This window comes from bacterium (genome assembly GCA_024742285.1).
GTDB lineage: Bacteria > Myxococcota_A > UBA9160 > UBA9160 > UBA4427 > UBA4427.
Window position 1 is genome coordinate 821,356 of record JANSYR010000001.1, and the last position, 13,621, is coordinate 834,976.

General features: G+C 62.1%; 20 protein-coding genes. 2 read left to right on the forward strand and 18 right to left on the reverse strand.

Annotation, left to right across the window (positions count from 1 at the left end; all coding sequences use genetic code 11):
- Nucleotides 1-93: 93 nt before the first annotated feature.
- The 11 genes from NXI30_03675 to NXI30_03725 all read right to left on the reverse strand — a co-directional run bounded on the left by NXI30_03675 (nt 94) and on the right by NXI30_03725 (nt 7,112).
- Nucleotides 94-369: a TMEM165/GDT1 family protein gene (locus NXI30_03675; protein MCR9093295.1), complete on the reverse strand. Its 276-nt coding sequence runs from the start codon at nt 367-369 to the stop codon at nt 94-96.
- A 282-nt stretch (nt 370-651) separates the two neighbouring features.
- Nucleotides 652-825: a hypothetical protein gene (locus NXI30_03680; GenBank protein ID MCR9093296.1), complete on the reverse strand. Its 174-nt coding sequence runs from the start codon at nt 823-825 to the stop codon at nt 652-654.
- 274 nt (nt 826-1,099) lie between these two features.
- Nucleotides 1,100-1,642, reverse strand: a complete 543-nt coding sequence (locus NXI30_03685; GenBank protein ID MCR9093297.1) for a hypothetical protein — start codon at nt 1,640-1,642, stop codon at nt 1,100-1,102.
- An 849-nt stretch (nt 1,643-2,491) separates the two neighbouring features.
- A complete protein-coding gene (locus tag NXI30_03690; protein MCR9093298.1) occupies nt 2,492-3,136 on the reverse strand; it encodes a hypothetical protein in 645 nt (214 codons plus the stop codon).
- A gap of 199 nt (nt 3,137-3,335) precedes the next feature.
- Nucleotides 3,336-3,863 (reverse strand): hypothetical protein, encoded by a 528-nt coding sequence (locus tag NXI30_03695; GenBank protein MCR9093299.1) that lies wholly within the window; start codon nt 3,861-3,863, stop codon nt 3,336-3,338.
- Between the two features lie 255 nt (nt 3,864-4,118).
- A complete protein-coding gene (locus NXI30_03700) occupies nt 4,119-4,241 on the reverse strand; it encodes a hypothetical protein (GenBank protein MCR9093300.1) in 123 nt (40 codons plus the stop codon).
- Between the two features lie 423 nt (nt 4,242-4,664).
- Entirely contained in the window at nt 4,665-4,976 is a 312-nt protein-coding gene (locus NXI30_03705; protein ID MCR9093301.1) for a hypothetical protein, read from the reverse strand.
- A gap of 236 nt (nt 4,977-5,212) precedes the next feature.
- Entirely contained in the window at nt 5,213-5,593 is a 381-nt protein-coding gene (locus NXI30_03710; protein MCR9093302.1) for a hypothetical protein, read from the reverse strand.
- A gap of 209 nt (nt 5,594-5,802) precedes the next feature.
- Nucleotides 5,803-6,090, reverse strand: coding sequence for a HigA family addiction module antitoxin (locus tag NXI30_03715; protein ID MCR9093303.1), 288 nt, complete (start codon nt 6,088-6,090; stop codon nt 5,803-5,805).
- 2 nt (nt 6,091-6,092) lie between these two features.
- A complete protein-coding gene (locus NXI30_03720; protein ID MCR9093304.1) occupies nt 6,093-6,389 on the reverse strand; it encodes a type II toxin-antitoxin system RelE/ParE family toxin in 297 nt (98 codons plus the stop codon).
- 213 nt (nt 6,390-6,602) lie between these two features.
- Nucleotides 6,603-7,112, reverse strand: a complete 510-nt coding sequence (locus NXI30_03725; protein MCR9093305.1) for a hypothetical protein — start codon at nt 7,110-7,112, stop codon at nt 6,603-6,605.
- A gap of 227 nt (nt 7,113-7,339) precedes the next feature.
- Between NXI30_03725 and NXI30_03730 the strand changes: the two genes are divergently transcribed.
- Both NXI30_03730 and NXI30_03735 read left to right on the forward strand, forming a co-directional pair.
- Nucleotides 7,340-7,639, forward strand: a complete 300-nt coding sequence (locus NXI30_03730; protein ID MCR9093306.1) for a BrnT family toxin — start codon at nt 7,340-7,342, stop codon at nt 7,637-7,639.
- A complete protein-coding gene (locus NXI30_03735) occupies nt 7,636-7,854 on the forward strand; it encodes a BrnA antitoxin family protein (protein MCR9093307.1) in 219 nt (72 codons plus the stop codon). The genes NXI30_03730 and NXI30_03735 overlap by 4 nt, the downstream gene beginning before the upstream one ends.
- A gap of 180 nt (nt 7,855-8,034) precedes the next feature.
- Here NXI30_03735 and NXI30_03740 read toward each other — a convergent pair whose 3' ends face one another.
- The 7 genes from NXI30_03740 to NXI30_03770 all read right to left on the reverse strand — a co-directional run.
- The gene (locus NXI30_03740) at nt 8,035-8,547 is read right to left on the reverse strand and encodes a hypothetical protein (GenBank protein MCR9093308.1); all 513 of its coding nucleotides are present in this window, start codon (nt 8,545-8,547) and stop codon (nt 8,035-8,037) included.
- A gap of 474 nt (nt 8,548-9,021) precedes the next feature.
- On the reverse strand, nt 9,022-9,657 hold the full coding sequence (locus tag NXI30_03745) for a hypothetical protein (GenBank protein ID MCR9093309.1): 636 nt from the start codon (nt 9,655-9,657) through the stop codon (nt 9,022-9,024).
- 196 nt (nt 9,658-9,853) lie between these two features.
- A complete protein-coding gene (locus NXI30_03750; protein ID MCR9093310.1) occupies nt 9,854-10,351 on the reverse strand; it encodes a hypothetical protein in 498 nt (165 codons plus the stop codon).
- A gap of 1,070 nt (nt 10,352-11,421) precedes the next feature.
- Nucleotides 11,422-11,805, reverse strand: coding sequence for a hypothetical protein (locus tag NXI30_03755; protein ID MCR9093311.1), 384 nt, complete (start codon nt 11,803-11,805; stop codon nt 11,422-11,424).
- Between the two features lie 766 nt (nt 11,806-12,571).
- The gene (locus NXI30_03760) at nt 12,572-12,805 is read right to left on the reverse strand and encodes a DUF4926 domain-containing protein (GenBank protein MCR9093312.1); all 234 of its coding nucleotides are present in this window, start codon (nt 12,803-12,805) and stop codon (nt 12,572-12,574) included.
- Nucleotides 12,806-12,808: 3 nt separating this feature from the next.
- Nucleotides 12,809-13,141, reverse strand: a complete 333-nt coding sequence (locus NXI30_03765) for a hypothetical protein (GenBank protein MCR9093313.1) — start codon at nt 13,139-13,141, stop codon at nt 12,809-12,811.
- A gap of 205 nt (nt 13,142-13,346) precedes the next feature.
- The coding region (locus tag NXI30_03770) for a hypothetical protein (GenBank protein ID MCR9093314.1) at nt 13,347-13,621 on the reverse strand (275 nt) is incomplete at its 5' end.

Sequence of the window (13,621 nt, forward strand, 5' to 3'; positions counted from 1 at the left end):
TCCGCCGTCGGACGTCGAGAGTCTCGGCGGCGGAGGCGCCCGACGCAACGCCCGGTGGCCGCGCCGGGTGGAGCGGCTCGTGATGCGACGCGCCTACTCACCCACGGCAAGAATCCAGACGCCGACACCGACGAAGCCGAGTCCCGCGATCCAGCGGATGACGTTCGGATCGAGATACTCCGAGATCGCGTGGCCCGCGACGACGCCGATGGCCGAAGAGAGCACCAACGCCGCCGCAGAGGCGGCGAATACCGTAGCGCGAGGATTCTCCGCGTCCGACGCGTAGAGCATCGTTGCAAGCTGGGTCTTGTCGCCGAGCTCCGCGATGAACACGGTCGTGAAGATGGTCGCGAAGAGTCCCGCGTTCATGAAAGCCTCGGCTCGGCGCGGCAGACTCGCCGCATGTCAGATCCGCCGATCACCCGCAGACTTCGCGGGTGCCGACTCGATCGAGTTCCGGAGATCGTAGCCGACCGGCGCGAGCGGCCTTCGGCCCGTAGAGCCGGGAGGCCGCGGCGCTTCGACCCGCTCGGCTCATCCTCCGCCATCTGCAGCGGCGCGTCTCACGGCGGGCGGGGCTAGCGCCGATTCCGCCATAGCGGGCTCCAGAAGATCACGTGGTCGACCGCGGGCCACCCTGGGCCCCGGATGTCAGGCACGATCGCCTCGAATCTTCTTCTCCGGAGATCGGTTCGTGAAGAGATGCCAGATCCCGGTGACCAGCAGAAATCCGACGGAAAGCAGCATCAGGTTCCGGATGGCAGGATGCTCCTCCGGACGCTCGACGCTGGACGCGAGGGCACACGGCCCGAAGAGGATCGCCATGGAAACGATCTCCTGGGTCGTCGAGAGAGCCGCCCTCTGGCGCGGCTTCACCATTCTCATCGATTCGGGCACCGCGCGCCTACCCTGTCGAGGAGTGGCCCATGACCTGCCGAATTCGCGGGGAGCGCCACTCGAGGAAGATCGAGCTCGCTGCCAGCCAATCACGGGCGGTCTTTCCGGAGCGAGCCGAGACGAGGCGAGACGGCAGACTGGGTTCCCCCCTCGGCCAACCGTCATCCAGGCACGTCGGTTTGCCAGGCGTCGCGGGGCGAACTCAGGGCGATTCAGCGGCCTCGCATCGTTCGCGATCCTTCGGGGTCGGGGCGAGGCGGCATACGTCTTCGGGAAGCTCGAGGTCATCGCCGCGCGACTTCGTTTCACTCTCGATCTCGACGACGTAGAAGAACTTTCGCTCGCGCTCGAAGTGGATCTCGTACGTCCGCCCCCCCTCGACGAAGAGTGTGAAAGACCGACTCGAGTCCTCGTCGCTCGACTTCATGAGGAGCGCAGCGGGGACCGTCGCGACCCAGTCCGCCGTCACATCGAAGGTGTACGAACCCGGCATCAGCTGGATCGTACGGCTGGGAGCCGTCCACGCCTCGACCTCGGATGCGCCGTTCACCGCCTCGATCGTCACTTCGAAGACCGCACTCGTGAAGGGAATGACCGTTCGGAAGCCCTGAACCGTCGCCACCTCCGAGAACGTGCGCTCGGTGCCCGGATAGCCACGGATCGGCGCCGCGCATCCGGAGAGGAAACCCACCAGGAGCAGTATTCCCGCCCACTCGAAGGACGGACGGGCGAGCGTCTGAATCATCGCTTCGGGCCTCGGGCAAGCCGGTCCGAAGCCTGCCGTACAACGGATCAGTCGGTCACCCGCGGCGTTCGCCGGCGTCGACTGGATCGATCGACGGCGACCTTAGCCTATACGCACGAGCGATCGTGGACGCTAGGCGTCAGGAGGCCGCGGCGCCTCCTCACCCTCGCAGCCGACTGTCTATCAGGTTCAGGGGCTTGTCCGTGGCGCGAGCGGGAGATCGCTACGGCGGCGGCGTCAGTTCGCCCTTCGGAAATCGCGGTAGTTCGTCATCGGTTTCGAAGAAGGCCAGCTTCGAACCGCACCAGATATGAGCGCGCGGCTGAACCTTCTCGGGCGTATCGAGCGTCGGAACGAGAACGCACAGGAGATCCGACCCATCGCCAGGGGGATCGGAAACCTGCTGATAGACGGGGCCACCACACTCGCCGCAGAAGTATCGCGTCCAGGACTCCGAGGACCGAAAGCCCCGAGGCGAGCCGGCGACGAGGCCGAACGCTCTCGAAGGAAGATTCGCCCACAGAACGGCAGGAGCACCGCTCAGCCGACGACAGATCGAGCAGTGGCAGTACCCGGCATCGAAGATCTCGCGGATCTCGAATCGGATCGCGCCACACAGGCAGCCGCCGTTGAGAGGGACCGAGTCAGCCATGGCAGTCGCGGTCAGGACGTCCTTCGGATCGGCCGACTCGCTGCGGACTTCGCCGGCGTCGACGCGATCGGGCTACGACGAACCGTAGCCCAGCGCCTGGATCGGCCCGCCCGCGAGGCGGCAGAGGGCCGCGGAGTTTCGATCGGAACTCGGCCCGCTGTCTGGCAAGTTGAGCGGCTGATCATCCGGCGAGAACGCTAGCCACACGATTCGGCGGGGATCGCGAGTATCAGTCGCTTCAGATCATCAAGCGAGAACGCGGATTCAACTCTCCCGGAACCACCAGGCGGAAAGATCCTGAAGGTGCGCACGTGGAACAGGTCCCGGAGAATGCTCTCACGGTCGGTTACGACCCAGCGGCCCTTGATTCCGATCGAAGGCGACATCTGTTCGAGCCGAAACAACCTCTGGTAGCCGGTCACGGACCAGTCCGCGCGTCGCCCGACGCACATCTGGAGCTCGGAAGGCGCCGGAGGCGGACAGGGAATTTCGGATCCCTCCGCGTCGTAGCATGCGAGAGGGACGGAGACCTCATGAGACCAACGGAACGCGACCATCAAGTAGTCCTGATCTGAGGGCTCGAATCGATCCTCGTTGGAGTAGATCCAGAATCGCTCGACGGGACTGTCGATCGCCTCGACGACGTCCACCAGGTAGACATGGCCGCATTCCGCGCCATCAGTGTGGAGAGGCGCACGATCGACGATCTTGACGACCGCAACCCTCCGCGCGAGGCAGGAAATCTCGTCGACGAAAGTCGGAACGACGACATCCATTGCCTGCGCATCTGACGCGAGCGCGACGAGCAGGGCTCCGATCGTGGGTAGGAGGTGTCGCCGCATTCGTGCCGCACAAAGGATCAGCCCATCCGTGCAGACCTCGCCGGGGTCGGCTGATCGAGGTACAGCAATCGTAGCCCAGCGGCATGAGCGGCCATGGACCTGAAGGGTCAAGAGACCGCGGAGCCCCGCTCCCGACTCGACCAACCGTCCTTCAGATTCAGGGGTTTGTTATGCGGCGTGCGGAGCCACCGGCATGACCTCAGCCGTCCCCTTCTGACCAGGCGAGATCGATCACGCCACGAAAAGACACAGCTGCACCACACACGTTCCAGAAGACAGCGCCGGCAAGGTAGATCGCTGGCAGCACGTCGAACGGCCAACCCGCAGCGTTGAGAGCCAAGACCAGGATCGCGATTCCGTCACCCACAACGAGAAACGCGATCGTTGCAGATCTCGTCTTGGATGACGCTCGCGCGAGCTCGGACACCTCTTTGTAATAGATCTGCGAGATCATCATGTATCCGGCCACGAGAACGGCCATCAATCCGCTCGACAGTCTCCAGATCGTGGTCGCCGGTAGCGCCGTTTCCCTGAGGAGCAGCGGCATCCCACATGCAACGAGGGCTATCAGCCCATAATCAAGTAGAGATCTCAAGGAAAGCCGGACGCTCTCCGGAAGACGACCCTCGGTTCGCGCGTAGAAAACCCCGATCAGACTCGCGAAGCCGACGAAGGCTACAGCGACTTCGGCCGAAGTCTGGAGAACGTCTGAGATACTGTCGCTCATCGTCCGCCTATTGGATCCGGCGCCTGCGTCTCTCTCTGGTCCGTCGTGCCCGTCGATCCAGACTTGCGCAGCATGCCGCATAACGGATCAGTCCATAACCTGCAGGCATCGCCGGCGTAGGTTGATCGAGGCACACCGATCGTAGCCCAACGGCACGAGCGGCCTTGGGCACGAAGCGCCAGGCGGCCGCGGAGCGCCAGTGCCACCTCGGCCAACTGTCTGTCGGGTTCAGCGGCTTGCTACACGGCGTCGAAGTTACGGCTGAAGATCCTGGTCCACGACCCACATCAATAGGGCCAGGAACAGAGCGATTCCGAGGAGCGTCAGCGCGTACTCGCGCCGGTTGCTCTCCCAGATCTCCCGTACCACGGGACTCAAGCGGCCCTCCTCTTCGGCTTGATCAAGGAGTTCTTGATCGTCGCCGGAGCGAAGCCAGTACCGCACGGCTCCGAACAGGGCGACCACGAGGACGATTCCGAGAATCGCGACGGCGACGGGCGAGTTGTAGAGCATCACCGGTACGCCCCCGGACGAGATGCCGAATAACGGATCAGCCCATCGCCTACAGACTTCGCCGGCGGGGCCCGATCGAGGTACGACGAGCGTAGCCCAACGGCATGAGCGGCGTTGGACGCGGAGCGCCAGGAGGCCGCGGAGCTCCGTTCCGGACTCGGCTAACTGTCTCTCAGGTTCAGGGGCCTGTTGTACGGCGTGCGGGGTCCGCCAGCGAACCTGAAGGGGACGGAGAAGCCGGCGCGCTTCGGGACTCGGCGTTTCCAGCGGCTCGAACTCGGGAATCAATCAAAGCGATCTGCTTGAGATTTTTGGGGCCTCGGCGTCCATCGTCTGGACGAGCTCCACATGACGCTCTCGGTCCGCTGGCAGCGCTGGATGTTCGGCAGAGCTGGCGTTCCCGGAGTGATACGCTCGCTCATACCGAAGCCAGATCTCCCAATCTTCGAGCGCCGCGACGAAGTACGTCGGACCGACAGCGACAACGGCGAACGTCTCGCTCCAATCGTCGCGAGTCTCATCCCACCCGCACTTGAACAAGTGAGGCCAATCCTGGAAGCTCGCCAGGCCTTCGCAGGGACCATCGTAGTAGTCGATCACCGTATGGACGCGCTCGAAACCGGGGTCGGTGTGCTGAACTAGCATGCCGTATTGCGGATCAGCCCGGAACCCACAGGAATCTCCGGCGCCCCTGGGACGAGCAGATCAAGCTCGTCGCCAGAGTACCACGAGCGGCCTTCCTGGCGAAGCCGGGATGGGTCCGCGGAGATCGCTCCCGGCTCGGCCAACTCCCTGTCACGTTCAGGGGCTTGTTATGCGGCGGTCACGGATTCCGGTCAGTCTTGGTCCGCTCCGCCCTGTCGTTCGCCTCGAACCTGACGCATGAACCAGAGGCTTGCGAGGATCCCAAGAACCTCGGCGGTTCCAATTAGCGAGTGTGGGGATACCAACTCCTCAATCTGGAGAGTCTGGTACGCCTTCGTTTGGCGGAAATAGTGGGATGCTTGCCAGAAGTACCCGATAGAACCCGCGGTCGCGAAAAAGGAAAAAGCGACGAACAAGAACGTGATCGTAGCGACCTGGAATCGGTCGAGTTGCTTCCCGACGAAGTGGGCCGATACGAGGTACGCCGTCACGATCGAGAGATAGAAGACCATCGCGCTCACGGCCAGGCCGTGGTAGTTCGTGACCGTTTCGAGCAGCTCCGCTTCGTTCAAGACGCTCGCTCCTGCTGGGAGTGACTGCCGTATAACGGATCAGCCCATAACCTGCAGACCTCGCCGGCGTCGGACTGATAGAGGTACGGCGATCGTAGCCCAGCGGCACGAGCGGCCTTGGACCCGAAGGGTCAGGAGGCCGCGGAGTTCCGTTCCCATCTCGACAAACTGTCTGTCAGGTTCAGGGGCTTGTTATACGGCGCGTCCTCTCAGGAGGCTCGGCGAAGCTTCCCAACCTTCCGAGCTGGACGAGAAACGGCTAGATCGTACGCCGACTGGAGATTGAGCCAGAACTCAGGGGTCGTATTCAGCGCCTGCGAGAGAAGCCAAGCCGTCTCAGGGGTCACCCCGCGCTTGCCTCGAACGAGCTCGTTCACCCTCTGGACGGAGATTCCCAGGTGTTCGGCGAGAGCCACCTGAGACTGACCGAGCGGCTCCAGGAACTCGTACCGAAGAATTTCACCGGGATGCGTCGGGATACGTTTCTGCGGCTGCATTTCTATCCCCTGTGGTAGTCCACGATCTGAACATCGTGTGCTTGGTTGTCGACCCAGCGAAACACGACTCGCCATTGCTGGTTTATGCGGATGCTGTGAAAGCCCTTCCAATCGCCCTTGAGCGCCTCCAGGCGATTGCCTGGCGGAGAGCGCAGATCGAGTAGAGCCTGAGCCGCATTCACAAGATCCAGCTTGCGGAGGCACGCCGGCACCAAATCAGACGGAAAGCGGCGCGCCTTACTGGTTCGGCGACCGTGGTACAGGGCTTCGGTACCGGAATCCCCGAATGAGGCGATCACGCCGAGAAATTACCGATTACACGGCACTCATGCAACCGGACGTGCCGTGTAACGGATCAGCCGATAGCCGGCGAGGTTCGCCGTCGTCGTACCGATCAAAGTTCAGGATTCGTCGCCAGGCGGCAAGAGCCGCCTTCTCTCGGCGGACGCCGAAAGTCTCGGCGGCGGAGGCCGACCACGCAAGGCCAACTCTTCGTCCGGTTCAGCAGCTTGCTATGCGGCGTGGCGGGCAAGGCGGGCGCCATACCGGAAAAGCAGGAAGCCTGCGAGGAACCAGAGCAGAGCAGTAGCCATGCTCACAGCTACCGATTCAAGGCCGCTCGGGGAAAGTTCAGATCCGAAATAGAAGGCGAGCCGCAGTAGCGAGATTGGCAGAAGAATCGCGCCCTCGACCATCCAAACGACGCCGAAAAGCATTGCGCCCGCAGCGAAGAGAAGACTTGGACCGAGTTCGACAGTCTGATCTGAATCCGGAAATAGACGTCTAGCCCACTTCTCGCTTTGATCGATTACCAAGTATCCGGGTACCAGCGAGAACATCAGGAAGACGGCTAGTGCGATCAGACCGGGAAGGATCAAGTCGTCTACAACATCTACTTCCCCGATTGAGGAAATGATCATGGTAGAGCTCGCCAGCGTGGGAGCTAGCGAGGAAAAACCGGAGATCACAATCCAAAGTCCGCCAAGCACCATCGCGGTCTGGATGATTTCACGTTTGCTCAAGCACACCTTCCATGCCGCATAACGGATCAGCCCATAACCTGCAGACTTCGCCGGCGTGGTCTGATCGAGGTACGGCGAGCGTAGCCCAGCGGCACGAGCGGCCTTGGCGGCGTCAGCCGCAGGAGGCCGCGGAGCCCGCTCCCGACTCGACAAACTGTCTGTCAGGTTCAGGGGCTTGTTATACGGCGTGTCTGGCACGTAACTACATCGTAGTTACAATAGGACGCATGCCGGATCTACGATTCGACTGGGACGAGAGAAAGAGCGCGGCTAATCGCAGGAAACACAAGGTCTCCTTCGAGGAGGCGCAGACTGTTTTCTACGACGACCTCGCGATTTTCATGGAAGACCCAGACGAAGAAGAAGAAGACGAGGACCGTTTCGTCCTGATCGGTCTTAGTGCAAGCCTCAGAACTCTCGTGGTCTGCCACTGCTACCGCGAGGGCGAGGACGTGATCCGAATCATCTCAGCACGAAAGGCGCACCGCGAGGAGCGTCGCGACTACGACCAGAGGTGGCGATCATGAGAGACAAGTACGACTTCTCAAAGGGAAAGCGAAACCCCTACGCGAAGCGCCTGAAGAAGCAGATTACGATCCGCCTAGACGAGGAAACCCTTGAATACTTCAAGGATCTCGCCGAGGACACGGAGATCCCCTATCAGACGCTCATCAACCTCTACCTTCGCGAGTGCGCGACGACGAAGAAGAAGCCAGGCCTCAAGTGGAAGGCGACGGGCTGAGGAGGTCGGGGCATGCCGTATAACGGATCAGCCGATCACCTGCGGAGTTCACCGGCATCGACTCGATCGAGGTAAAGCGCATCGTAGCCCAGCGGTACGAGCGGCCTTGGCCCGAAGGGCCAGGAGGCCGCGGAGTCCCGTTCCCGGCTCGTCAAACTCTCAGTCAGGTGCAGCGGCTTGTTATACGGCGGGACGGAATCTCAGGCTTCGAAGCTCATCGGGCGTGCATACCCTCGCGGGATCCATATGCGCGAGCTGACCGCTTCTCTCCGGATAGGACGCGGAAAGATCGAAGGCAACGAGCCGCGCATCGTCGAGCGCGAAGGCGATATCGAGCCAAACGGCCTGGTCTGCCCGTCCGGGTTTCTGCGCCAACCCAATTGAGAGGTAGGGCGGCAGGTATTCAGAGTCGTGGTACCAGGAGGCGCCAATCTCGAGAGGTTTCGAGGAGTTCTCGAAGAACTCGACTAAGCAGCGCGGGAGCTGGGTCCGGCGTCCGCCAAGTTCGACTTCGACCTTCCACTCGGACTCGCGCCGATCAACTCTCAAGAACGCCGAGCCGTACTCCTCGGGAAGTCCTGACAGGCGACCGTCGTCAGCAAGAGAGACCAAACTCTCTTCGTGAGCGAGCGCCACGAACGCGAAGGCGACGACAACTACGACGGAGGCCGCGAGCAACGGGCGAATGAGCATCGCGGGAGTCCTGCCGTATAACGGATCAGCCCATAACCTGCAGACCTCGCCGGCGCAGGCTGATCGAGGTACAGCGATCGTAGCCCAGCGGCACAAGCGGCCTTGGACCCGAAGGGTCAGGAGGCCGCGGAGGCCCGTTCCCAACTCGGCCAACTGTCCGTCAGGTTCAGGGGCTTGTTATGCGGCGCGAACGTCGATCTAGCTAGCTCTCTGTCGACGAAGGTGCTTGCCCGGCCTCAGAAGACGGCTGACTTGCCGATTCAGACGCAGGAGAACTTCCCGAAGTCGCCGAAGCCTGCTGGCCTTCGGGTTGCGGCGCCGAAGCGTTTGAGGGGCGCATCGCGCTCGCGCCAGACAGACTGTCTCGAGAGAAGGTACTTGAGGACTCTGAACTCTTCTCGCGGTTCTCAGACATCTTGATTCCCCACTAAACCGACGACTCGTCTCGAAAGAGACGAAGAGCACCCCTGGATCTCACTTCCCGGAGGAAGTTCCTCCGCCGTTTCCCGACCCCGAGGAGGACGAACCGGAGCTGCCTCCCGACGGCTTCGCGCCGGATCCGGAACCCTGCGGACCTTTGCTAGGACGCATCGAGCTCGCGCCAGATAGGCTCTTCTTCACCGTCTTGGGCGGCGACGGCTTCGTAGTCCTTCCCTTTGACGGCTTGGCTGACATAGGGTCCTCGACGGGATTGGTTGCTGGCCATGCGGATACTAGCGCAACAGCCACAGTCAGGATAACGCCGGCGAAGAAGGAGGCGCCGAGCGTCCAGTCGAGCCGCTCGAGGTTTCGGTCACGACCGGTCGGCGCACCGCTCGACTCGAAAGATTCCTTCTCTTTCTCGAGGTATCTCGCGTTTCCGCCGAAGACTGCGATTGCGGAAAAGATCGCCGCCAGAAAGGCGGCTGCCGCGAGCAGATACAGAACCAGATGGCATAGGGAGCGCGCTCCGAATCCCGTAAGGAGACCCACGAGTAGCGCGACTCCACCCGCGGAGAGCGCGAGCAACGTTCTATCCTTTTCCATTCGCGTCGTGAACCATGCGTTCACGAGAGCTGAGAAGTAGGCGTCTTCGCGTGCCGATTCGCGGCTTTGCTGCTCGTCACTCACCGTTTACACCTAGGCCGAGTTCGTGCCGCATAACGGATCAGCCGATCACCTGCAGACTTCGCCGGCGCGGCTGGATCGAGAGATCCAGATCGTAGCCAATCGGCTAGAGCCGCCTTCCGCGTCCCGAAGGGACGTGGATCTGGGCGGCGGAGCCCACTCTTAGCTCCGCAAACTGTCTGTCAGGTGCAGCGGCTTGTTATGCGGCGGGTCTTACAGCACCCAGGGAGTGGTAGTAGATGGCCACGGCGGCAAAAACTTGCATTAGTCCCGCTCCTAGCGGACCGATTCCGAAGCGAAGCATTGAGTACTCGTCATAGTCCATGAGCTCAGGCAGAAGCTGCGTGAGTCCGACAACGACTTGCGCGAGACCAACGACGAGGAAGAAGATGGCCAGTACGAGAAGTAAGACCACGTAGAGTCCGGAATCGGAGAAGCCGTAGCTCTCGATTGACGCATCGCTCGCGAATCGATCGGCGACTGGCCGCGCAAGCCGGATCAGGAGTGCACCTGGGAGGACGCCAAACACGAAATGCGCGGCAATCCCAGCGGCTGCGAGGGGAAACCACTCGTCGGGAACTACGAACTTCTTGAGCTCGGAGTCATAGGGAGAGAGGTTGATCGGGATGTGCGCGAGATCCGCGATCCCCGAGACCATCAGATAGATCCCGGCTAGCACGAGGCCGTGGTAGAGCATCAGTTCGCGACCTGCCGCATAACGGATCAGCCGATCACCTGCGGAGTTCGCCGGCGTCGACTCGATCGAGGTACAGCGCAACGTAGCCCAACGGCTCAAGCGGCCTTGGGCCCGAAGGGCCAGGAGGCCGCGGAGCTCCGTTCCTGTCCCGGCCAACTCTCCGTCAGGTACAGCGGCTTGTTATTCGGCGTGGCCCAGCACGGCCGACTCATCTCAGCGGGGATTCCCACAATCGGCCCTCGCGGTAGACTTCGCAGTAGTAGCAGCCGCTTGAGATTCCATCCTTGTTGTACCAGTGATGGTCTGCACCGAGTCGTTCACAGTCTTCGCCTTTGTTCGCAACTCCGGCGTCGATCAGAAAGTAGGGCAGACGCATTCGAATCCAGGTTCGAAGGGCTAAGGGATGTCGCCAGTCAACGCGCATCGCGGACATGCCGTATAACGGATCAGCCGCTCACCTGCGAAGTTCGCCGGCGCGCGACCGATCGAGAGACTGAATTCTACGCCAGATGGCACAAGCCGCGCTCTCCCCGTCGATCTAGACGAGGAGTCTGCGCGGCGGAGTTTCGTTCGAAACTCGTCAAACTCTCCGTCAGGTGCAGCGGCTTGTTATGCGGCGGAGCGACGGCTTAGGGAAGGCCGAGCTCGATTGGGTCAAGCGGCACGTCGGTCGGAATCTCGTTCGGTTCGTCTTCGACTCGACAGACGCACCTAGCTTCGGAGTCTGGATCTAGCGAGTCGTCGACGAACGCCGTTCCCAACTCGAGACCCTGCTCCGCGCACTCGATCCGGCATCGCTCCGTCTCATCAGCGTGAGGTGGCTCGCAAGCTACGAATACGGGCAAACACGCGATCAGCGCCAGCAGCAACCGCGGCGATCTAGTCATAGTCGGTAGTCGCTCTGGCGCATAGCGGATCAGCCCATAACCTGCAGGGATCGCCTCCGAGCCCAGGCCGAGCAGATCAAGTTCGTCGCCAGAATACCACGAGCGGTCTTCCCGGCGAAGCCGGGATGAGACCGCGGAGCCCACTCCCAGCTCGCCCAACGCTCTGTCAGGTTCAGGGGCTTGTTATGCGGCGGAGCCCCTCGCGCCTCGGCAGTCGCGGATGTCCTCAAGGCTCAGGCGGATCGCGCGCGATTCCGCGAAAGGAACTCGCCACTTTGGATCGTCGTAGTTATCGAACCACCAGCTAAGGGCTAAGGGAGTCGGCTTCTCGACCGTCCGCTCGAGATTTGCGTCCGGGCGTTCGCATCGACGCTTGTAGCCTTCAAAGAGCGCCGAAACGTCCGCAAAGTCACGCCCTTTGCTGAGGACTTCGCCGTCATGCCAGCCTGCGTCGGAGCTTTGAAACTCGACGCTTGTCCCGAGCCAAGGCGCGACATCGGGTAGCAACGGGCGAAGCGATATCGGCAGGGCCACGACCAGAAGGACGATCTTCAGCCAGAGCGGCATTCCCTTGTCCTAGCGCAGTCGTGGGCTCTGCCGCATAACGGATCAGCCGATCACCTGCGGAGTTCGCCGGCGCCGACTCGATCGAGGTACAGCGCAGCGTAGCCCAGCGCCTCGAGCGGCCTTGGGCGCGAAGCGCCAGGAGGTCGCGGACTTCCGATCGGAACTCGACAAACGCTCCGTCAGGTGCAGCGGCTTGTTGTACGGCGGACGCGATCGCGGCCTACGTCGCAGGACGCCTGATCAGCCATTCCCACGTCATCAGCGTCAACGATCCCGCGGACAGCAAGAGAACGAACCGCAGATAGAGCTCCGACGCAGATCCTGAAGTCACTCGCGGACGCCAGATCTCCCACACGAACATCCCGAATGCCGGAATCGAGACCAGGGCGAACAGCGTAAAGATCGAAGGCCAGATCGAACCCAGGAGCCCCAAGCAGACGCAGGATAGAGCGGATAGAGCCGACGCGAGTCGACGGCGGTTGCCGGCGTCGGGGGCTGAGGACCAAAACAGCACCAGGGCCGCCACCGCTACTGGCACGCCGACCGCGATTCCGTAGGGCACCGGCATTGGAGCGTCTGCCGTATAACGGATCAGCCCATAACCTGCAGACTTCGCCGGCGTGGACGGATCGAGGTACAGCGATCGTAGCCAATCGGCACAAGCGGCCTTGGGCGCGTCAGCGCCAGGAGGCCGCGGAGCCTCGTTCCCAACTAGGCCAACTGTCTGTCAGGTTCAGGGGCTTGTTATACGGCGCCCTGGCAGAGCCTACGCAGACCTTCGAAGCGAGCGAACAGACACCAAGTCGGTTGCGGCGATCGCTCGGACGTCGTCGGGTGTCAGCGACACCAGCGCTTCAGTAGCGCCTGAGGCGGTCACGAACTCGACTTCGAGCCCCTCAGTTCCGTAAACGTGTACGACCGCGCCCAGGTCCCCCCTGCGAAGACCCAGATCGGGCATGTCCCGCTTTAGGACGACGGTATCGAGTTCGCGAAATTCCATCGGCTACTCCTGAGGGTACGCAGTCACGAACCTGGGATTCTCAGTATCCGGCGTCAGAATCCAGATCGTCAGGATCGCGGCAGGCTTGCCATCGGTTCCGGGAATATCTCCGGCGACGCGAAACTTGCGACCGAAGGGCGAAGACACCTCTACTGCGTCACCTGAGCGCGCGACCTCGAGAAGGACCTCGGAGAGCGATTCCCAGTTCTCCGGAGTGTACCCGAGCGACCGAAAGAACCGCGACTTGAATCGCCCGACAGGATGACTGGCCGAGAGAAGGTACTCGCGTAGCTTCTCGGGCGGGATCTCAGCCCTGTTCGCGTTCGGTAGCTTCATCGCCTTGAGGGCAACTCCGAGCAGGTCCGACGCCCGGGTGCCGTATAACGGATCAGCCCATAACCTGCAGACCTCGCCGGCGTCGAACTGATCGAGGTACGGCGATCGTAGCCAATCGGCACGAGCGGCCTTGGGCGCGGAGCGCCAGGAGGCCGCGGAGCCCCGCTCTCACCCCGGCCAACTGTCTGTCAGGTTCAGGGGCTTGTTATACGGCGGGTCGGCAGACTCGAGAGAGGTACCGAAATCCGGCGGCACCCACGACGCCGACGAGGAGCACACCCACAAGAGCCCCGGCAGCGGACAGGGAGTCGTCGAGCGCCAGCATCTCGAAAGAGGCTACGAGGCCGATCAGGAAGAAAGACAAGAGCCAGCCTAGAAACAGCCACTTCGAATGAGGCCAGAGGGAGTAGATCGATCGAGCGCCGAGCAGTCCGAACGTGACGAGCACGAGATCGAGAACAAGAATCGGATAGGAAACGA